This is a genomic window from Paenarthrobacter sp. C1 (genome assembly GCF_049315185.1).
Taxonomy (GTDB): domain Bacteria; phylum Actinomycetota; class Actinomycetes; order Actinomycetales; family Micrococcaceae; genus Arthrobacter; species Arthrobacter nicotinovorans.
Genome location: NZ_CP186052.1, coordinates 1,240,371 through 1,259,895 on the forward strand (window position 1 = coordinate 1,240,371; position 19,525 = coordinate 1,259,895).

Consider the following 19,525-nt stretch of genomic DNA (forward strand, 5'->3'; position numbering starts at 1 on the left):
AAACTACTTTGAAGGGACGTCAAGGGTGACTGTGCCTGTGAACACCGAAAATCCAGCGGCGGTGGGCGCTGCGAGGCCGAGCCTCGGAGCCCAGTTGCTGCGCCGAAAGCCCATTGGGCAGATGGTCAGCGAGTCCGGCAGCGGCGAAGGCGGCACTCCGCTGGTCCGCAGCTTCGGCGTGCTGCAGCTGACCATGATCAGCGTTGGTGCCACGCTCGGCACCGGCATCCTGGTCATCCTCGGCGAATCCGTGCCGCTGGCAGGTCCGGCCATTTGGATCTCCTTTGTCATCGCCGGCCTTGCTGCGCTCCTCTCCGCTGTTTCCTATGCCGAGATGGCAGGCCTCGTGCCGGTTGCCGGGTCAAGCTACTCGTACTCCTACGCCACCATGGGTGAGGGCATGGCGTGGATCTGCGGCTGGTGCCTGGTGCTGGAGTATGCCGTCTCCGTGGCAGCAGTTGCCGTCGGCGCCGGACAGTACGTCAATGAGACGCTGGCCGCCTTTGGGCAGGTCCTTCCGGACGCGTTGTCCCAACCTCCGGGGGATGGCGGCCTGGTCAACATACCGGCCGTGGTGATCGTGGTCTTTGCCATGATCCTGCTGGTCAGGGGCGCCCGCGAGAGTGCGTGGATCAACACAGCGATTGTCATCATCAAGGTGGGCATCCTGATCTTCTTCTGCGCAGTGGCCTTCACGGCTTTCAATGCCGGCAACTTCGAGCCCCTGCTGCCCATGGGCGCTGCAGGTGTTTCGGCAGCCGCCTCCAGCGTCTTCTTCTCCTACATCGGCTTTGACGCCGCCTCCACGGCAGGGGAAGAGGCCAGGAACCCTAAGCGTGACCTTCCCAGGGCCATCATGCTGTCCATGGTGATCGTCACCAGCATCTACGTCCTCGTATCCGTGGCCGCCATCGGCGCCCGCCCGTGGGGATGGTTCGACGGTACAGAAGCTGCCCTGGTGCAGATCCTGCACGAGATCACCGGCCAGCCTTGGATCGCCCTGGTCTTCTCCATCGGTGCTGTGCTCGCCATCGCCAGCATTGTCCTGACGGTCCTCTACGGCCAGACGCGCATCATGCTGTCCATGTCCCGCGACGGCATGGTGCCCAAAATCTTCGGCCGCGTCTCCCCGCGGACCGGCACTCCGGTGGCGGGAACGCTCATCATCGGCACCGCCGTCGCCCTCACTGCGGGCCTTGTCCCGCTGGGCGCGCTGGCGGACGCCACCAGCATCGGCACGCTGTTTGCCTTTGCCCTGGTCAACGTCGCCGTGATCTACCTGCGACGCAACCGCCCGGACCTCGAGCGAAGCTTCCGCGTTCCCCTGTACCCGGTCACGCCGATCCTGGGCGCCCTGATGTGCGCCTACCTGATGCTCAACCTCGGCGCCGATACCTGGATCACCTTTGGGGTGTGGATGCTGGTGGGCATCGCCGTCTACTTCGGCTATGGACGCCGGAACTCCAAGGTAGCCGCGCTCAGCGATCAGGACTACCGTGAAATGACCACCAGGGCCATGAGCCCGGAACCTGTGAAAGCAGCAAAACCATGACCATCGCCACCGAACTTCCCGTCGCCGGGGAACCCGCAGCACCCGGCGCCAGTGAAGCGCCGATCACCATGCTGAACCCGGACTTCCCCTTCAGCTACGACCACTACCTGGCACACCCGGACGGGCTTGGCTCCGTCCCGGAGGAAATGTACGGCACCGAAGTCGCCGTCATCGGTGCGGGCCTCTCCGGACTCGTGACCGCCTACGAACTCATGAAGCTTGGCCTCAAACCGGTCATTTACGAGGCCGACCAGATCGGTGGCCGGCTCCGGACCGCGAGCTTCCCGTCCGCGCCCGGCGTCGTAGCCGACCTCGGCGGCATGCGCTTCCCGGTTTCCGGCAAGGCGTTCTACCACTACGTGGACCTCCTGGGGCTGGACACCAACGAATTCCCCAACCCCATGGCACCGGCAACATCCAGCACTGTGATCGAGCTCGCCGGTAAGAAGCATTACGCCACCACCGCCGACGAACTGCCCGTGTTCTTCCGCGAAGTTGCCGATGCCTGGAAAGCCGCGATCAACGACGGCGCAGCCTTCGCGGAGATGCAGGAAGCCATCAAGGCCCGTGACACCAAGCGGATCAAGGAACTGTGGAACGCGCTCCTGCCCGAACTCGACGAGCAGACCTTCTACGGCTTCATCGCTGCCAGCAAGTCCTTCAAGGAAGCCGGCTTCGCCCACCGCGAGGCATTCGGCCAGGTCGGCTTCGGCACGGGCGGTTGGGACACCGACTTCCCCAACTCCATCCTTGAGATCCTGCGCGTCGTGTACACCGACGCCGACGACCAGCACCGCTCCATTTCGGGAGGCGCGCAAAGGCTCCCGGAGGCACTCTGGAACCACGCGCCGTCGGGCCTGAAGCACTGGCCGGAAGGAACCTCGCTGGCCTCCCTGCACTCAGGTTCGCCGCGCGGTGCCGTGGACAACATCCGCCGGGCAGAGAACGGCGACCTCGTGGTGCGGGAAAACTGGGGACGCGAAGCCAGCTACCAGGCCGTGGTCACCACATGCCAGTCGTGGCTGCTCTCCACCCGTATCCACACCGAAGAGGCACTGTTCCCCGCGGAGATGTGGACCGCGATCGAACGCTCGCACTACATGCAGTCGTCCAAGACCTTCGTGATGGTGGACCGGCCGTTCTGGAAGGACATCGACCCGGAGACCGGGCGTGAAGTCTTGTCAATGACCCTCACCGACCGCCTCAACCGGGCAACGTACTTGCTCGACGACGGCCCGGACAAGCCCGCCGTCATCCTCCTGTCCTACACGTGGAACGACGACGCCCTGAAGTGGCTCGCCCTCACTGCGGAGGAGCGCGTCAAGTTGATGCTCCACTCGCTGGAGCAGATCTATCCGGGCGTTGACATCGCGAGCCACATTGTGGGGCAGCCGATCACCGTCTCCTGGGAAGCGGACCCCAACTTCATGGGGGCCTTCAAGGCCAACCTGCCCGGACACTACCGCTACCAGCAGCGGCTGTTCACGCACTTCAAGCAGGACAAGCTGCCCGGGAACCAGCGCGGCATCTTCCTCGCCGGTGATGACGTGTCCTTCACCGCCGGGTGGGCCGAGGGTGCCGTCACCACGGGCCTGAATGCCGTCTGGGGCGTGGTGAACCACCTGGGTGGCTCGTCCGCCGCCGGAAACCCCGGCCCGGGTGACCTGCTGGACGAGCTCGGCCCGATCAGCTTGGACTAGTCCCTTTTGCATTGCGAGGCCCGCTCTACGCCCCAAACCCACCGCAGGGGACGCAGAGCGGGCCTCGCATTCGGCGTTAAGCGTGCAGGTCCCGGTGCGCCGCTGCGAGCTCCTTGTAGTGGGCGGCGTTGTGCTTCACGCCCTCGAATTCTTCGTCCGTCAATTCGCGGCGGACTTTGGCTGGAACGCCCGCCACGAGGGAGCGCGGGGGAACGACGGTGCCTTCCAACACGACGGCGCCGGCAGCAATGAGGGAACCCGTGCCGATCACCGCGCCGTTGAGGATGGTGGCACTCATGCCGATGAGGCAGTCGTCCTCCACTGTGCAGCCGTGGACCACAGCGCTGTGCCCGACGGAGACGCGCTCGCCGACGGTGCAGGGAAAACCGGGATCGGCGTGAAGGACCACGTTGTCCTGCAGGTTGGAACCCGCCCCCACCTTGATCGCGGCTGTATCAGCGCGGACGGAGACGCCGTAGAAAGCGCTGGAATCCTGGGCCAAGGTGGCCTTGCCGATAATGGACGCGGTGGGCGCCACGAAGGCGGTTTCATGGATGTCCGGAGTGTCCCCGGCAAAAGTGTAAGAAGGAGCCATGAAGCCCAGCCTAGTTGGCTGAAGGGGTGCGGAGCACCAGGAATTGGTAGTGCTGCTCCCAGTTTCCCGCGCCCGGGCCGGACTCAACGCCCACACCTTCCGGCCACGTTCGGAAATGCTCCACCACGCCGTGTTCCCCAAAAATCCGCTGCACGGTTTCGTCACTGCGGCGGCTGAAGAAACGCCGCGGTTCTTCCAGGTCCTCCGGGTTCAGAACTTCGTCGTCGTCACCGGACCAGAGTCCGACGGCGATTGGCGCACCCGGTGCGGTGACCCGCACGAGTTCGCGGACGACGTCGTGAATCCCGCTGTTGGGGACATGTAACAGCGTGCTCATGGTCCACGCCGCTTCGAAGGCTGAATCCGCAAACGGCAGGTCCCGCCCGCTCGCAACCGAGGCGTCGAGTCCTGCGGCGCGGGCCACGTGGACGCTCTCCGGCGACAGGTCCACACCCGTGTAGTGCAGCCCGGCGCGGACGAACTCCACGCCTTCAACACCGGTGCCACAGCCGAGCTCCAGCAAGGAACGACGGTGTTCGGACTTGAGCAGCCGGATGAACCACTCCCGGCACTCAACCCGGTGGGGAGTCAGCGAGCGGGTATTCCGTGCGGCGGCATGGCGGTCGTAATAGACGGCGAGGTCGCGCTCCGGATCAGGAAGGCCCTGCATACCCCCAGCTTAGGAGTGGCGCTAGTTGAACACCACGGTCCGGGTGCCATCGAGCAGCACGCGGTGTTCGGCGTGCCATTGCACGGCCTGGGCCAAGGTGCGGCCCTCCACGTCGCGGCCCATCTGGACGAACTGGGCCGCCGTGCGCGCATGGTCCACTCGGATGACCTCCTGTTCGATGATCGGCCCCTCATCCAGGTCTGCGGTCACATAATGTGCCGTGGCGCCGATGATCTTCACGCCGCGGGCGTGCGCCTGGTGGTATGGCTTTGCGCCCTTGAAAGAGGGGAGGAACGAGTGGTGGATGTTGATGGCTTTGCCGTTCAACTCCGTGCAGAGATCGTTGGAGAGGACCTGCATGTACCGGGCCAGGACGGTCAATTCGACGTCGTGCTCGGCGATCAGCTTCAGGAGCTCAGCCTCGGCCTGCGGCTTGGTTTCCGGTGTTACGGGGATGTGGTGGAACGGGATGCCGTAGAAGTTGGCCAGTTCCTCCAGGTCGCGGTGGTTGGAGACGATGGCCGGAACCTCGATGGGCAGGGTGCCTGTGCGCTGCTGGAACAGCAGGTCGTTGAGGCAGTGGGCGTCCTTGGAACACAGGATGATGGTGCGCACCTTCCGGCCAACGGGGTTGATCTGCCACGTCATGCCGAAGGTATCGGCCACCGGCTGCAAGGCGGCGGCCAGTTCCGCCTGGGTGCTCGACGTCGTTGCCTCCACGCGCATGAAGAAGTTGCCGGTGGTGGGGCTTCCGTATTGTTGCGAATCGGCGATATTGCACCCGGCGTCAAGGAGTGCGCCGGCAACAGCGTGCACGATGCCGGGGCGGTCGGGGCAGGAGAGGGTCACAACAAAAGCGGTGGAGTCAGTCACACGGACAAGCCTACCGGTGCTGCCTTGTTGTACTGTTAACGGGTCGCAACTGGCGTTGGGTGGACTACCACCAGGGAGCGGCAATCACGAAGACCACGGATCGTACGCCTGGGCCGAGGGTCATGTCTTACCGTCGCACGCAAGTGACCGATGCCTCCTGTCATCAAGGGGACGCGGGAATGCTGCTGCCGGTAGCCTGACCTGTAGCACCACCCGTTCCCTAGCCAGGAGATCTCCGTGACTACCACCACTTCAGCGTCTGTCAGCAACCAGTCGCTCGCCGAACTCGATCCCGAGATCGCAGCAGTCCTCGACCAGGAGCTTGGCCGCCAGCGCGGCACCCTGGAAATGATTGCCTCCGAAAACTTCGCCCCCCGCGCCGTGATGGAAGCCCAGGGCTCCGTCCTGACCAACAAGTATGCCGAGGGTTACCCGGGCCGCCGCTACTACGGCGGTTGTGAATACGTCGACGTCGCTGAGCAGCTCGCCATCGACCGGGTCAAGGAACTCTTCGGCGCCGAATACGCCAACGTCCAGCCCCACTCCGGTGCCCAGGCAAACGCTGCAGCACTGTCCGCCATGATCAACCCGGGCGACAAGATCCTCGGCCTGTCCCTGGCCCACGGCGGACACCTGACCCACGGCATGAAGCTCAACTTCTCAGGCAAGCTCTACAACGTAGCGGCCTACCAGGTTGAAGAAGACAACTTCCGCATCGACATGGACAAGCTCCGCGAGCAGGCCATTGCCGAGAAGCCGCAGGTCATCATCGCAGGCTGGTCCGCCTACCCGCGCCACCTCGATTTCGCAGCTTTCCGTTCCATCGCCGACGAAGTCGGTGCGCTCCTCTGGACCGACATGGCGCACTTCGCAGGCCTTGTAGCAGCAGGACTGCACCCGAGCCCGGTGCCGCACTCCGACGTCGTCACCTCCACGGTCCACAAGACCCTGGCAGGTCCGCGTTCCGGCGTGATCCTGGGCAAGCAGGAGTGGGCCAAGAAGCTCAACTCCAGCGTCTTCCCGGGCCAGCAGGGCGGCCCGCTCATGCACGTCATCGCAGCCAAGGCCGTTGCCTTCAAGATCGCCGGCGGCGAAGAGTTCAAGGAACGCCAGGAGCGCGTCCTTGAGGGCGCCAAGATCATCGCTGACCGCCTCAACCAGGCCGACGTCGCCGAAGCCGGCGTCTCGGTCCTCACCAGCGGCACCGACGTCCACCTGGTCCTGGTTGACCTGCGCAACTCCCAGCTGGACGGCCAGCAGGCCGAAGACCTCCTGCACTCGGTGGGCATCACCGTGAACCGGAACTCTGTTCCGTTCGATCCCCGCCCGCCGATGGTCACCTCCGGCCTCCGCATCGGTACGCCCGCCCTGGCTACCCGCGGTTTCGGTGCCGACGAGTTCACCGAGGTTGCCGACATCATCGCCACCGCACTCGTAAAGGGCGCCGCCGGCAGCGTTGATGCAGAGGCTCTCCAGGCACGCGTCGACAAGCTCGCCGACAACTTCCCGCTGTACCCGCAGCACGAGCAGTGGTAACCAGCGGTTCCTGCGACAACAAGCGCTGAACACGCATTACCCCGGCACTGAACCGGAGCCAACGGGATCCGCCGCCACACCTACGGCGGCGGGTCCCGTTGGCATGAGCCTCCCAGCAGAAAGAGCAGTTGGAATGACACAGTCCACCGCACAGATCCTTGACGGCAAGGCCACCGCCGCTGCCATCAAGGCAGAACTGACCACCCGCGTTTCTGCCCTTGCCGCCAAGGGCATCGTCCCCGGCCTGGGCACCATCCTGGTGGGCTCCGACCCCGGCAGCACCTGGTATGTCGGCGGCAAGCACAAGGACTGCGCAGAGGTGGGCATCCAGTCCATCCGCCGCGACCTCCCCGAGGACATCTCCCAGGAAGACCTCCTGAAGGTCGTCCAGGAACTCAACGAGAACCCCGAGTGCACCGGCTACATCGTCCAGCTCCCGCTTCCCAAGCACATCGACCAGGACGTCATCCTGGAAGCCATGGACCCGGAGAAGGACGCCGACGGCCTGCACCCCATGAACCTTGGCCGCCTGGTGGCCAACGTGAACGGTGAAATGAAGTCGCCGCTGCCCTGCACGCCCAAGGGCTGTGTGGAGCTGCTTCGCCGCCACGACATCGACCTCAAGGGCAAGCGCGTCCTGGTGGTTGGCCGCGGCGTGACCATCGGCCGTCCCATCGGACTGCTGCTGACCCGCAAGGAAGTCAACGCAACGGTCATCCTGGCCCACACCGGAACCGTGGACCTGCCCGCGGAACTCAAGCAGGCCGACGTCGTGATTGCCGCCGCCGGCGTGCCGCACATGATCAAGGCAGAAGACCTCAAGCCGGGCGCAATCGTGCTCGACGTCGGCGTCAGCCGCGTGGACGACGGCAACGGCAAGGCTGTTGTCACCGGGGATGTGGACCCGGCAGCTGCCGACGTCGCCGCCTGGTTGTCCCCGAACCCGGGCGGCGTGGGTCCGATGACCCGCGCCATGCTGCTTGCCAACGTCGTGGAGAGCGCCGAGCGCCAGGCCGGCATCGCGTAACCTCGCTGAATGCAGAAAGGGCGCCTGCTCCCGTTGGGAGCAGGCGCCCTTTTCCGTCCCGCGGGGAGCGCCCTAGCGGACCTCGGTCATGGTGTTTTCGCTGCGAATACGACGCGGTACAGGGCGGCTGCAGCGATGGCTCCGGCGATGGGGGCAACGATGAAGACCCAGAGCTGGCCCAGCGCCCAGATGTCGGCATACAGGGCCGTGGCGATCGAACGGGCCGGGTTCACCGAGGTGTTGGTCACGGGAATGCTGATGAGGTGGATCAGCGTGAGGCTGAAGCCAATGGCAAGGGCGGCGAATCCCGCCTGAGCACGCCGGTCAGTGACGCCAAGGATGACCAGGACGAAGACGGCGGTCAGGACGAATTCGGTCATCAGCGCCGAACCAAGGCCAAAGCCCCCGGGGGAGTGGTCGCCGAAACCATTGGAGGCGAATCCGGCTGCCCGGGCGGCAGTGAAGAAGCCGTCGGAGCCGCCGGCAGCGATGACGGCCAGCACGCTGGAGCCTGCCGCGCCGCCCACAAGCTGCGCCCCAATGTAGGCCGCTATGTCCTTGGCCGGAAAACGCCCGGCGACTGCCAGGCCGATCGTCACCGCGGGGTTGAAGTGCCCGCCTGAGACGTGACCGAAAGCGTAGGCACCGGCGACGACCGTCAGTCCGAAAGCCAGGGACACGCCCAGGAATCCAACCCCCACGGCGTTAGCTGGATCCGGGAAGCTTGCTGCGAACAGCGCAGTTCCCACGCCACCGAAAACCAAAATAAATGTGCCCAAAGCTTCAGCGCCGAGCCTGGAGACCAAAGCCGGGCCGGCACCGGGATCCGTGGGTCGTGGGATGGTTTTGGTATTGCGGCTGGCCATGCTGAGCCTTTCAGTTTTGGAGGTTGTTTGTGTTGGGGGCGGTTCACCCCAAGAACGTCGTGCGGCTGCTCCCGTGTTTGTGACGCGATTCCGGGCCTGTCTTTCGGGAAGGACAGCTGGTTGCGGGCGCAGGTCCCCGGTGCCTGCATCGGCTAAATCCAGAAAGTTGCGGAACACATCTTTCACATGTCGGTGGGCGCTACTAGTCTGCTGAGGGTGCACAATGAAGCAATCCGCTCCCCGTCACCGTCTCCAACACCGTCATCGACACCGTCACCAACACAGTCAGAATCGTTGCAACCCGGCTTCGACATGAACCGACCCACCGTCATCAGTGCCCGGAACCTCACCAAGGCCTACGGTGACCTCACCGCCGTCGACAACATCTCCTTCGACGTTCCGGCGGGGGAGTCCTTCGGCCTGCTCGGGCCCAACGGCGCAGGCAAGTCCACCACCATGAAAATGATCGGTGGCGTCTCCCAGCGCACGTCGGGCTCGCTGAGCATCATGGGCCTGGACCCCGAAACCCACGGCCCCGAGGTAAGGGCGCATCTGGGCGTGGTGCCGCAGCAGGACAACCTGGACGAAGAACTCAAAGTCCGCGAGAACCTGATCGTGTACGGCCGCTATTTCGGCCTGCCCCTGCGCTACCTGCGTCCGAAGGCGGACGAGTTGCTCGAGTTCGCGCAATTGACGGACAAAGCCAATTCCAAGGTGGACGCGCTCTCCGGCGGCATGAAGCGGCGATTGACCATCGCCCGCTCGCTGATCAACGAGCCCCGCATACTCCTCCTGGACGAACCCACCACCGGCCTTGATCCGCAGGCCCGCCACATCCTCTGGGACCGGCTGTTCCGGCTCAAGGAAAGCGGCGTCACCCTCATCCTGACCACCCACTACATGGACGAGGCGGAGCAACTCTGTGACCGTCTGATCGTGGTGGACAAGGGCCGGATCATGGCGAAGGGGTCGCCTGCCAACCTCATCCGCGAGCACTCCTCGCGCGAAGTACTCGAGCTCAGGTTCGGGTCCGAGCGGAACGCGACCATCGGCGTCGAACTTGAAGGCATCGGTGAGCGGCTGGAGACCCTCCCGGACCGCGTCCTGATCTACGCGCACGACGGCGAGGCCGCGCTGGAGCAGGTGTCCGCCCGCGGGTTGCGGCCCATGACCTCGCTGGTCCGCCGCTCGTCGCTGGAGGACGTGTTCCTCCGGTTGACCGGCAGGAGCCTCGTTGACTGAGAAGCAAACCACGACGACGGAGCAGCCTTTGCGGGCCCACTCGCCGCAGGTTTCGGCCGCCAGGGCTCGCCGCTGGGGTTCCTTCTACTATGCGGAGCAAGTCCTCCGCGTGATGCGCAACTACGGCTGGTCCGTGGTCCTCTACAGCGTGGGGCAGCCCGTTGCGTACTTGTTCGCCATGGGAGTCGGGCTGGCCACGTTGGTGGACGCCAACAGCGTGTCGGCGTTCGGCGGCGTCAGCTACCTGGAATTCGTTGCGCCGGCGCTGCTGGTCTCCGCAGCGGTGATGACGGCGTCCGGTGAGTTCTCGTACCCCGTCATGGATGGCTTCAAATGGCGCCGGGTGTTCTATGGCCCGCACGCCTCGCCGTTGATTCCGCAGCAGATCGCCAGCGGGCACATCATGGCGAGCTCCCTGCGCTTCCTCCTCCAATCAGTGGTCTACTTCGCGGTAGTGGCCATTTTTGGAGCTTCACCGAGTCCGTGGGGCTGGGTCTCTGCGCTGGTGGCGACCGTGGCGGCGCTGTCCTTTGGCCTGCCCCTGATGGCCTATGCGGCAAGCATCACCCAGGACAAAGGGCAGTTCGCGCTGGTGCAGCGGTTCATTGTGATGCCCTTGTTCCTGTTCTCCGGGACCTTCTTCCCGCTGGATACCCTGCCCTTGGCTGTCCGCTGGATCGGCTGGATTTCGCCGGTCTGGCATGGAACCGAGCTGGGCAGGGTGTTCACGTACGGACTGGATGAACCGCCGTTGCTGACCATCACCCACGTGGTGTTCCTGGTGGCGGCTGCCGTTGGGGGCTGGGTGCTCGTGCGCCGGCAGTTCGTGAAAAGGATGGGTTCATGAGTGTCCTCACAGGCGGCCACAGCGCCACCGATCTTGCCCGCGAACGCAAGTTTGGTTCCCTGTACTCCCGCAACGCAAGGGCTGTTGTGGGCCGTGGGCTGATGGCGGCCAAGAGCAGTACCTGGCTGGTCCTGGTGTCCGGGTTCTTTGAGCCCGTGCTGTTCCTGCTGGCCATGGGCGTGGGCATGGGCTCGATCGTCGGAACAGTCGAAGGCCCCGGCGGCCAGGAAATCAGTTACGCGGCCTACATCGCACCGGCACTCCTCGCCGTGTCCGCCATGAACGGTGCCATTTACGACTCCACCTGGAACGTCTTCTTCAAGATGAACTTCGCAAAGCTCTACCAGGGGATGCTCTACACCTCCTTGGGACCGCTGGATGTCGCCATTGGCGAGATCTTCCTGGCGTTGCTGCGGGGACTTCTCTATGCCACAGGGTTCACCGCGGTCATGGGTGTCATGGGCCTGCTCACCAGTTGGTGGTCCCTCCTGGTCATCCCGGCGTCGGTGCTGATCGCCTTCGGATTCGCAAGCTTCGGCATGGGCATCACCAGCTTCATGAAGACGTTCCAGCAAATGGACTGGATCAACTTTTTCCTGCTGCCCATGTTCCTGTTCAGCGCCACGTTCTACCCGCTCAGCGTCTACCCGCAGGTCATCCAGTGGTTTATCCAGGCCATGCCGTTGTGGCACGGTGTGGAGTTGCTGCGGCAGATCAGCGTGGGGTCTTTCAGCCCGGCCACGGCCATCCATGTGGGCTACTACGTCGTGATGATTGCGCTCGGCATCATGCTGACCACCGGAAGGCTGCGCCGGCTGTTCCTCAAGTGATGGAGTTTTTGTACACCTCCTGCCCGCAAAAGGGCGTGTTGAGGGCATCTGGTGTACAAAAACTCCCACGGATGGGGGCTCGTGTTCGCCGTCCGTGGAAGAGTCCCGGGCACCTTTCGGGGTTTGAGAGAATGGGCTCATGCAATCTCTCGGTGACCCGCACCCGTCCACGTCCCCCGCCGGCAAAGGCATGTTCAAGGGCTTCCGTATCGGCGGCCTGGGGATGACCGTTGTCATCATCGCTTTCCTGGTGGCCGTCATCTTCGCGGCAAACCAGAACGACGTGGTGGGCTGGGTAGTTGCCGTTGTCGCCTTCGGTTGGCTGGCCCTTGCCACCTTCGTCGTGTTGAGCATCCGCAGGGCTGCACAGCGGGCCGGGGCAAAACTGAGCGAAGCCCAAGCCGCCTTCAACTCGGCAACCGGCCGCGCGCCGTCGTCGAACGTTGCGGACAACGGTGGCACGCGGGTGGTGGCCGAGCGCAGCCAGGCCGATGAGGTTCGTGACCTCAAGCTGGACCACTCGTTCAAGATCGTGCAGGTGCAGGTGCGCGTGGTTGACGGGGAACGTGCAAAGGGCGCTGCCGCGGACCAGGACACCATCAACCGTGCACTGGAAACCATCGCCATTACGGCCACCAACGCCAGGGATATGATCAAGTCTTCCGGCGGCTCGGACGAGCCCGTTGCCGGCACCATCATCGACTAGAGTAGAGCGGGTGAGTACGGCATTGAAGAAGGACTTCCTTCGCATCGCATCAGTCAACGTCAACGGCCTCAGGGCTGCCTACAAGAACGGCATGGCGGAATGGCTGGAGCCCCGCGAGGTTGACATTCTCTGCCTGCAGGAAGTCCGCGCCCCCGATGACATCGTCCGGAAGCTGATCGGCGAAGGCTGGCACATCCTCCACACCGAAGCTGAAGCCAAGGGCCGTGCCGGTGTTGCCATTGCATCCCGCGAAGAGCCCACGGCTACCCGGATCGGCATCGGAGATTCCTACTTCGACACTTCCGGTCGTTGGGTCGAAGCGGACTTCAACGTCACGAACAGTGCGGGGGAGTCCACCACCCTCTCCGTGGTCAGCGCCTATGTGCACTCCGGCGAAGTGGGAACCCCCAAGCAGGACGACAAATTCCGTTTCCTGGACGCCATGATCACCCGGCTCCCTGAGCTCGCCAAGCACAGCGACCACGCCTTGGTGGTTGGCGACCTCAACGTCGGACACACGGAACTCGACATCAAGAACTGGAAGGGCAACGTCAAGCGTGCCGGCTTCCTCCCGGAGGAGCGCGCCTACTTTGACCGCTTCCTCGGCGAAGAAATCGGATGGAGGGATGTCCACAGGGGCCTGGCAGGAAATGTCGCCGGCCCCTACACCTGGTGGTCCCAGCGCGGTAAGGCCTTTGACACTGACACTGGCTGGCGCATCGACTACCACCTGGCTACGCCGGACCTTGCTGCAGCTGCTTTCTCCGCTGTGGTGGACCGGGCGCCTTCGTGGGACACCCGTTTCTCCGACCACGCACCGCTGGTAGTCGACTACCGGCTCTGAGCTCCCTAAGGTATTTCTCCATGACAAGTTCCACCACGACTGAAACCGATCCGGTGGCCGCACCGGAAGCCGCCACGTCCACCAAACCGGCAGTCGGCGCCAAGCACCGTGTCCTGTCCGGCATGCAGCCCTCCGCGGACTCCCTGCACCTAGGCAATTATCTCGGCGCCTTGGTCAACTGGGTCCGCATGCAGGATGAGTACGACGCCGTCTTCTTCATTCCGGACCTGCACGCCATCACCGTGCCCCAGGATCCTGCGGAACTCGCACGACGCACCCGCGTTACTGCCGCCCAGTACATCGCCGGTGGCGTGGACGTGGACAAGTGCACCTTGTTCGTCCAGTCACAGGTACCCGAGCATGCGCAGCTGGCATGGGTCCTGAACTGCATCACGGGCATGGGCGAGGCCGCCCGGATGACCCAGTTCAAGGACAAAGCCCAGAAGCAGGGATCAGACCACGCCAGTGTAGGTCTGTTCACCTACCCCATCCTGCAGGCGGCCGACATCCTCCTGTACCAGCCGCACGGCGTACCGGTGGGCGAAGACCAGCGCCAGCACGTGGAACTCAGCCGCGACCTCGCCAACCGCTTCAACAGCCGGTTCGGGGAAACGTTCCAGGTCCCCGAGGCCTTCATCCAGAAGGAATCGGCCAAGATCTACGATCTCCAGAACCCCACGGCCAAGATGTCCAAGTCCGCGGAATCACCGGCGGGACTCATTAACCTGCTGGACGACCCCAAGACCGTGGCCAAGCGGATCAAATCCGCCGTCACGGACACCGAAACCGAGATCCGCTATGACCGCGAGAACAAGCCCGGCGTTTCCAACCTGCTGACCATCTACTCGGCCATCAGTGGTACGCCGGTGGAGAAGATCGTGGCCGACTACCAGGGCAAGATGTACGGCCACCTGAAGGTCGACCTCGCGGAACTGGTCTCGGGGCACCTCGCTCCCATCCGTGAACGCGCCAACGAACTCCTGGCCGATCCCGCGGAACTGGACCGGCTCCTGGCACACGGTGCGGACAAGGCACGGGAAATCGCCTCAGCCACCCTGACTGACGTCTACTCCAAGGTCGGCTTCCTGCCGTACCGCGGGACTGCCAACGGTGAGCAAGGGGTCCGCTAACTCCATGTGCTCTGCTGGCCAGCTCAACGTCAAGACCGACACCCGTAAGGGTGTTGGTCCTGACGACTCTCGCCAGCCTGCTGTCACCGGCGCCGACTGCGGCGCCGGTGACAGCATGTGCGTTGGAGTGATCCTTGGCTTTCCCCCGGAGATAGCCCGCGAACTCCAGCAATGGCGGGCTTCCTTCGGCGATCCCATGGCCGAAGTCATCCCGGCCCACATCACCTTGATCACCACCACTCCCACCCAGGACTGGGACGCCACCCGGGAACACGTCAGGGAAGTAGCCCGCACACAGGAGCCGTTCCACATTACGATTTCCGGCACCGGCTCGTTCCGTCCGGTGTCGCCGGTAGTGTTCGTCAACGTCGAACAGGGCTTTGAAGAATGCGTGCAGTTGCACGAGAAACTTCAAACCGGTCCCCTTGAGCGGCGGCTGCCCTTCCCCTATCACCCGCACGTCACTGTGGCTCACGATGTCGCCCAGGAAAATCTTGATGAGGCCGAAACGGTCCTCAGAGATTACCGGGCCACCTTCCCTGTGGTTAGCATGGGACTTTACGAGCACGACACCAACGGAATATGGCAGCTACGGGAAGAGCTCGACTTTGGCGGCGATACTGACGAAGAACAGCAAGCGGATTCAGGCCACGGAGGCGGACACTCCTCCACTGCCAACTGAGCTGGCAAAGCTCAAGCTTGAGCTGCTCCGGAAGCGGCAGGACTGGGGCCATGCCAAGCGTGCCGGCGACGGCGCACTGAAGAAGGCCGGCGCCTTCTTTGCGTTGTTCATGGCGCGGCTGAACACCAATCGCGTCATGCGCTCCTTCCAGCACTACACCCGACAGCACGGCCCCCTGTTGAGTGCGGGCATCGGTTTCAACATGTTCTTCTCGGTGACAGGTTTGCTCACCACGGGCTTTGCCGTCGCAGGCATTGTCCTGGGCGGAAATCCGGTTCTGGAGGACGCCGTGATCGGCAGCGTTGCATCCGCGGCGCCCGGCTTGCTTCAGGTCAATGGCGGTGAGGGCTTGGTGGATCCACAATCCCTGCTGAACCCCTCCGGCCTGGGCTGGACCGCGGTCATCGCCGCCGCCGTCACGATCTTCACGTCGCTGGGTTGGATAGCAAGCGTCAGGGAGGGGTTGCGCGGAGTCATGGGTTTGGGCCCCTTGGTCCGCAACGCCATCCTTCAAAAACTCATCGACGCCGGAACCCTGCTGCTCCTTGGCGTGATCCTGGTGGTCAGCGCCGGGGCATCCCTGATTTTCGGCACCGCGGCCGACTGGTTCTTCGACCTCCTGAAGCTCGACGAAACCGTCGCGGCCCCCATCGCGGCGGTCGTAAAGATCGTCGTCCCCCTCCTTCTGAACTGCGCGACGGCGGCCGTCCTGTTCCGCGTCGCCGGCAGCCTGGCGTTGACGCGCCGGGCGTTCCTCGAAGGCGTGGTGCTGGCCGGCGTCGGGACAACGGTTCTGCAATTCTTCAGTACGGAACTTCTGGCCCGCTCCGGCAACAACCCTGTCCTGGCTTCGTTCGCCATCATCATCGGCTTGCTGATCTGGTTCAACCTGGTGAGCCAGGTCTACCTCGTTTCAGCGTCCTGGTCAGCCATCCGCGAGGCCGACCTCGCATCGGGGGAGACCCCGCGCAAGAGAGTCCTCGGTTCGCGTCGCGTGGCACCGCGCACCTGAGCATCCAGTGGAGGCGCAATGAACAATCAGCTGTGGATCGCCTGCCTCCTGGGCGCTGCCGCGGGCTTGATAACAGGGCAGCTGATCTTCAATTCGCCTTTCCTGGGCATCCTGATCGGCGTTGGCCTCGGAGCGCTCGTGGGCGCAGCAGTGGGCCCCCGCCGCGGTTAGGAGCAGTGCCCTCCAGCTAGGGCGATTGCACCAGCCCTTCCCACGCCACGGTCCAGTCTTCGGGGAACCCGGGAGCGTTACGCCCGGGTCCGTTGTCCCAGCCGGCCGCCATCAGTGCCACGGCGGCCAGGAGACCACCGTTGCCCGGCAAGTACAGCGGCAGCGAATCAGTCTGGCGGTTGTGGCCGTTGGGAAGCACGGTGTTCTTTCCCGCATCAAACAGCAGCGCCTCCACCGCGGCCTCGGGATCTCCCAAGCGCGCAGCGGTCATCGCCATCACTGGATAGTCCCACCCCCAGGTACTCGCCCAGTCCCAATCCGCCAGCACGTCCTTCAAGGTGGTCCGCATGATGTCAGGATCGATCAGCTCGGTCTTGGGGAGGACACCCATTGCGCACAGCATTGACGGGTGGTCTGTGCGGATGGTGAAGGGGTCCACGTCGATGGCTGCGTAGACGCCGTCCACCACCCTGGGTTTCACCATCGCCTTCGCTACGACGGACCATTCCTCTACAGGGTCCAATCCCAGCCGTTCGCGCCAGGCAGCAGCTGTTTCCAGGCCCCATTGCCAGTACGCCAGCTCAAAAGTGGGGTTGGTGACCGATGCCCTGATGGAGCCGTAACTCTCCTGCGCCGGGATCAGGGGTGGACCCAGCTCGAAGCCCCGCTGGGTCGGGTGTGCAAAGCCAGCCATGAACGCGGCCGATTCGAATACGATCTCCGCGAACTCCTCCAGCACATCACGGCTGGGATTGGCCCGGTACACCAGTTCGGCAAGATAGATCGGATGCGGCTGTTGCCAGATCAGGAAGGTGCCGATCGGGCTGGGGCTCTCCCGCCCGTCCGGACCTACCTGCTTGGGCCAGCGGACGCCGTCGAATCCTTGTGCCTTGGCGGTTTGCCGCGACATCTCCAGGATGCTTGCGTACCAGCGCAGGGAAGGCAGAAGCAGCTCCACCCGGTTCCAGTGTGCGAAATGCGCCGCATGCCACCAGTGCATTTCCAGGTGGAAGCGGCCGCGCCAGGAATTACAGACGAGTCCCGTCTCCTGCGGCGGCAGCGAACCTGAACAGTTGATCGCCGTCAGGTACTGGGACAGCACGATCCTGCGTTCCAGCTCCTTGGCCCGTGGATCCTCCGTGGCATGGAGTTCCACGGCACCTCCCGTGGACCAGAACCCGGGCCAATGGGCCGAGGAGGCCGCGGCAACGCTGCTGCCCGGAGAAAGCACGACGCCGGTACGTGCCGTGGTGGCGCCGCCCTGGTCCGGCGCACGGTCACCGGAGCTGTGGTCACCCCGCGGAAGGCAGTCGCCGTCGCCGGAAGAGCGGAAGGAGATGCTGAAGTCGAGGACGCCGTTGGTGACGGGGTGGGCTGGACTTACCGGGAGCACGCGCAGCCGGTGCGCCTCCGTTTGCTCCACGGTGAGCTCCGGGCCGGTGATCAGGACCTGGTAGCGCGATTCGTCCAGCTCACGGTCAGCCGTCCACACAGTGGAACCAGCATGTAGATCGGATGGCGTCCCACCAGCCAGGACGGTCCGGTGTGCCCCCGGGTTGTTCCAATCGGCCGCGTCATGCCATGCACCCGAGCCGTAAGGGAAGGCGACGCCCACCACCAAACCGGCCCCGAGGGCAGGCGACTCCACACGGAAGCCGAGCTCGTCTCGGTCCGGGTGGCACGCCGTCGTGACCTTGACGGGGTGCCCGGCGAGGAAGAACCGGCTGGTGACCACTCCTGTCCACAGGTCCAGCGTCTGCACGGTACGGGTGAGTTCCCCGGGCTGTACCTCGCGCTCCACACCGTTCTCGAGCCAGCGGAGGCTGATGCGGCCCAGATCGAGCCTGTGGGAGTTGGCACGGAGCCAATCTTCGGCTGCGGATGTGTTGGTCTCGCGGTCGTTGACGATGTCGCCCACCATGTCGACGTAAGGGACGGGCCCGCGCGGCGAATCGTAGAGGACGGTGGACCCGGCGAGGTCGTAGGGTTCCGCCGGCGGAATGGTGTGCCAGCCCCACTGCGATTGGGTGCCCAGTAGTGTGCCTGCCGGAAGGTTATCGCGGGAAGCAACCGGGTAGGCATCTGGCAGCGTCTGGAAACCGGTGAGGTCCATGGTGAAGGCAAATTCGCCGTTGCCCACGGATACGGGGCTCCGGGAATCCAGTTCCTGTTGGTGGACGTTATGGCGCCGCACGAGTGATTTCCGGTCGATACCGCCGGGGGAGTGCGGCCCACCCGCCGGCTCCAGCACGACAGTGTCTTCAAGTTCCCGCAGCGGGAAGAACGCCGCCCGTTCGTGGGGGCTCTTGTTGGGCTGGTGCAATGTCAGGAACAGGCTGCCGTCCAGTTTCCGGCCGATCATGCCGTGGCCGCCGTCGGTGCTCCACAGGGGTTCCACCTCCTGGATCCAGGGGCCAAGGACGGTCCCGGATTCGCTGCGCGCGATGCCCATGGCATATCCGTTGTGGGCAAAGCTGGACCACAACATGATGAGCTTGCCGGTGGCGAGCCTGTGGAGGAACGGACCGTCGGTGACGTACACGGGGCCGTCCTTGGCTGCGCCGGATGCCTGCTCCAAGGCTCGCGACCATGGAGCCTCGGAGGCGGTGAACAGCACCACCGGTTCTCCCTCGGATGTACGCAGGTCCGGGCTGAGGCGTTGGGCGACCATCCCGCCGTCGTTGACCTGCTTCCATTCGTGGCAGAAAACCATCCAGGGGACGCCGTCGTCATCAACATGAAGCGTCCCGTCGAGGCACTCCCAATCCCGTGGCGTGACGGGGCCGTCGCTCCATGGTTCATAGGGTCCGTGCGGGGCCGCAGCCGACAGTATTTGGGTCCCACGGGTGTGACCCGGAGCGGTGAAGGTGGCGAACATGAAGTAGCGGCCCTTGTACTCATGGACTTCCGGCGCCCAGTACTGCTCCTTGCTCCAGAAGTCCGGAGCAGGACGGAAAGCCGGGTACGGGCCCTCCCAGTCCACGAGGTTGCTGCTTCGGTAACAGTCGAACCCGGTTGCTGGTCCGGACCAGATGTTCCGGTCCGTGCTGCCGAAGAGCAGATACTCCTGCGAGCCGGGCAGCGTCAGGACGTAGGGATCCCGGATCTGGATCTGTTCCAAGGGCTGTGACACGGCGGGCTCCTCTGGGAATGAATAGTTCAAGCTCAAAACTATTTACGAATATACACCGCCTTGATACGTTTCAGGAACCGTTTTCTCAAGGTTGAAAGAAGCTTACCCA

At 64.2% G+C, this 19,525-nt stretch carries 18 protein-coding genes, 1 pseudogene and 1 riboswitch; of the genes and pseudogenes, 13 read left to right on the forward strand and 6 right to left on the reverse strand.

Annotation, left to right across the window (positions count from 1 at the left end; translation table 11 throughout):
* The first annotated feature begins 37 nt into the window (after positions 1–37).
* Together ACNAOU_RS05955 and ACNAOU_RS05960 are read left to right on the forward strand one after the other, a co-directional pair.
* Positions 38–1,552, forward strand: coding sequence for an amino acid permease (locus tag ACNAOU_RS05955; RefSeq protein ID WP_422758251.1), 1,515 nt, complete (start codon positions 38–40; stop codon positions 1,550–1,552).
* A complete protein-coding gene (locus ACNAOU_RS05960; protein WP_413303254.1) occupies positions 1,549–3,252 on the forward strand; it encodes a flavin monoamine oxidase family protein in 1,704 nt (567 codons plus the stop codon). Before ACNAOU_RS05955 ends, ACNAOU_RS05960 begins: the two co-directional genes overlap by 4 nt.
* Positions 3,253–3,328: 76 nt before the next feature.
* On the opposite strand, the gene ACNAOU_RS05965 is transcribed toward ACNAOU_RS05960, so the two are convergent.
* From ACNAOU_RS05965 to purU, 3 genes are read right to left on the reverse strand one after another with little or no spacing between them, the layout of a single operon-like run.
* Positions 3,329–3,847, reverse strand: coding sequence for a gamma carbonic anhydrase family protein (locus ACNAOU_RS05965; RefSeq protein ID WP_210077357.1), 519 nt, complete (start codon positions 3,845–3,847; stop codon positions 3,329–3,331).
* Positions 3,848–3,857: 10 nt separating this feature from the next.
* Positions 3,858–4,517 (reverse strand): class I SAM-dependent methyltransferase, encoded by a 660-nt coding sequence (locus ACNAOU_RS05970; RefSeq protein WP_055974646.1) that lies wholly within the window; start codon positions 4,515–4,517, stop codon positions 3,858–3,860.
* A 21-nt stretch (positions 4,518–4,538) separates the two neighbouring features.
* A complete protein-coding gene (gene purU / locus ACNAOU_RS05975) occupies positions 4,539–5,390 on the reverse strand; it encodes a formyltetrahydrofolate deformylase (protein WP_210077359.1) in 852 nt (283 codons plus the stop codon).
* Positions 5,391–5,425: 35 nt separating this feature from the next.
* Positions 5,426–5,511: riboswitch (ZMP/ZTP riboswitch) on the forward strand.
* 116 nt (positions 5,512–5,627) lie between these two features.
* On the opposite strand from purU, the gene glyA reads away from it, so the two are divergent.
* Together glyA and ACNAOU_RS05985 are read left to right on the forward strand one after the other, a co-directional pair.
* Positions 5,628–6,926, forward strand: coding sequence for a serine hydroxymethyltransferase (gene glyA / locus ACNAOU_RS05980; RefSeq protein WP_422758252.1), 1,299 nt, complete (start codon positions 5,628–5,630; stop codon positions 6,924–6,926).
* A 133-nt stretch (positions 6,927–7,059) separates the two neighbouring features.
* Positions 7,060–7,953, forward strand: coding sequence for a bifunctional methylenetetrahydrofolate dehydrogenase/methenyltetrahydrofolate cyclohydrolase (locus tag ACNAOU_RS05985; protein WP_018777238.1), 894 nt, complete (start codon positions 7,060–7,062; stop codon positions 7,951–7,953).
* A gap of 86 nt (positions 7,954–8,039) precedes the next feature.
* On the opposite strand, the gene aqpZ is transcribed toward ACNAOU_RS05985, so the two are convergent.
* Positions 8,040–8,819, reverse strand: coding sequence for an aquaporin Z (aqpZ, locus tag ACNAOU_RS05990; protein WP_416429116.1), 780 nt, complete (start codon positions 8,817–8,819; stop codon positions 8,040–8,042).
* A 312-nt stretch (positions 8,820–9,131) separates the two neighbouring features.
* On the opposite strand from aqpZ, the gene ACNAOU_RS05995 reads away from it, so the two are divergent.
* The 9 genes from ACNAOU_RS05995 (at position 9,132) to ACNAOU_RS06035 (ending at position 16,283) form a co-directional block, all read left to right on the forward strand.
* Positions 9,132–10,061, forward strand: coding sequence for an ABC transporter ATP-binding protein (locus tag ACNAOU_RS05995; RefSeq protein ID WP_422758253.1), 930 nt, complete (start codon positions 9,132–9,134; stop codon positions 10,059–10,061).
* Positions 10,054–10,908, forward strand: coding sequence for an ABC transporter permease (locus ACNAOU_RS06000; RefSeq protein ID WP_018777241.1), 855 nt, complete (start codon positions 10,054–10,056; stop codon positions 10,906–10,908). Before ACNAOU_RS05995 ends, ACNAOU_RS06000 begins: the two co-directional genes overlap by 8 nt.
* Positions 10,905–11,738 carry an ABC transporter permease gene (locus ACNAOU_RS06005; RefSeq protein ID WP_018777242.1) on the forward strand — a complete coding sequence of 278 codons (834 nt, stop codon included), beginning with the start codon at positions 10,905–10,907 and terminating at the stop codon, positions 11,736–11,738. Before ACNAOU_RS06000 ends, ACNAOU_RS06005 begins: the two co-directional genes overlap by 4 nt.
* Before the next feature lie 139 nt (positions 11,739–11,877).
* The gene (locus ACNAOU_RS06010) at positions 11,878–12,444 is read left to right on the forward strand and encodes a hypothetical protein (RefSeq protein ID WP_189075917.1); all 567 of its coding nucleotides are present in this window, start codon (positions 11,878–11,880) and stop codon (positions 12,442–12,444) included.
* A gap of 10 nt (positions 12,445–12,454) precedes the next feature.
* On the forward strand, positions 12,455–13,288 hold the full coding sequence (locus tag ACNAOU_RS06015) for an exodeoxyribonuclease III (RefSeq protein WP_394525226.1): 834 nt from the start codon (positions 12,455–12,457) through the stop codon (positions 13,286–13,288).
* Between the two features lie 20 nt (positions 13,289–13,308).
* Positions 13,309–14,418, forward strand: coding sequence for a tryptophan--tRNA ligase (trpS, locus tag ACNAOU_RS06020; RefSeq protein WP_039240278.1), 1,110 nt, complete (start codon positions 13,309–13,311; stop codon positions 14,416–14,418).
* A 4-nt stretch (positions 14,419–14,422) separates the two neighbouring features.
* Positions 14,423–15,100, forward strand: a complete 678-nt coding sequence (locus ACNAOU_RS06025; RefSeq protein ID WP_422758254.1) for a 2'-5' RNA ligase family protein — start codon at positions 14,423–14,425, stop codon at positions 15,098–15,100.
* Positions 15,027–16,112, forward strand: a complete 1,086-nt coding sequence (locus tag ACNAOU_RS06030; protein WP_422758255.1) for a YihY/virulence factor BrkB family protein — start codon at positions 15,027–15,029, stop codon at positions 16,110–16,112. Before ACNAOU_RS06025 ends, ACNAOU_RS06030 begins: the two co-directional genes overlap by 74 nt.
* An 18-nt stretch (positions 16,113–16,130) precedes the next feature.
* A complete protein-coding gene (locus ACNAOU_RS06035; RefSeq protein WP_018777248.1) occupies positions 16,131–16,283 on the forward strand; it encodes a hypothetical protein in 153 nt (50 codons plus the stop codon).
* A 16-nt stretch (positions 16,284–16,299) separates the two neighbouring features.
* On the opposite strand, the gene ACNAOU_RS06040 is transcribed toward ACNAOU_RS06035, so the two are convergent.
* Complete coding sequence (locus ACNAOU_RS06040) at positions 16,300–18,495, reverse strand: hypothetical protein (RefSeq protein WP_422758663.1); 2,196 nt, start codon at positions 18,493–18,495, stop codon at positions 16,300–16,302.
* A gap of 153 nt (positions 18,496–18,648) precedes the next feature.
* Positions 18,649–19,416, reverse strand: a pseudogene (locus tag ACNAOU_RS06045) (glycoside hydrolase family 43 protein); the annotation flags it as partial.
* Positions 19,417–19,525: the final 109 nt, after the last annotated feature.

Excerpts from the sequence above, each read along its gene's own strand:
- ACNAOU_RS06025 (WP_422758254.1), top strand. The coding sequence starts at position 14,423 with ATGTGCTCTGCTGGCCAGCTCAACGTCAAGACCGACACCCGTAAGGGT.
- ACNAOU_RS05995 (WP_422758253.1), top strand. The coding sequence starts at position 9,132 with ATGAACCGACCCACCGTCATCAGTGCCCGGAACCTCACCAAGGCCTAC.
- ACNAOU_RS06035 (WP_018777248.1), top strand. The coding sequence starts at position 16,131 with ATGAACAATCAGCTGTGGATCGCCTGCCTCCTGGGCGCTGCCGCGGGC.
- ACNAOU_RS05960 (WP_413303254.1), top strand. The coding sequence starts at position 1,549 with ATGACCATCGCCACCGAACTTCCCGTCGCCGGGGAACCCGCAGCACCC.
- ACNAOU_RS05965 (WP_210077357.1), bottom strand. The coding sequence starts at position 3,847 with ATGGCTCCTTCTTACACTTTTGCCGGGGACACTCCGGACATCCATGAA.
- trpS (WP_039240278.1), top strand. The coding sequence starts at position 13,309 with ATGACAAGTTCCACCACGACTGAAACCGATCCGGTGGCCGCACCGGAA.
- ACNAOU_RS05985 (WP_018777238.1), top strand. The coding sequence starts at position 7,060 with ATGACACAGTCCACCGCACAGATCCTTGACGGCAAGGCCACCGCCGCT.
- ACNAOU_RS05970 (WP_055974646.1), bottom strand. The coding sequence starts at position 4,517 with ATGCAGGGCCTTCCTGATCCGGAGCGCGACCTCGCCGTCTATTACGAC.
- ACNAOU_RS06005 (WP_018777242.1), top strand. The coding sequence starts at position 10,905 with ATGAGTGTCCTCACAGGCGGCCACAGCGCCACCGATCTTGCCCGCGAA.
- aqpZ (WP_416429116.1), bottom strand. The coding sequence starts at position 8,819 with ATGGCCAGCCGCAATACCAAAACCATCCCACGACCCACGGATCCCGGT.
- ACNAOU_RS06010 (WP_189075917.1), top strand. The coding sequence starts at position 11,878 with ATGCAATCTCTCGGTGACCCGCACCCGTCCACGTCCCCCGCCGGCAAA.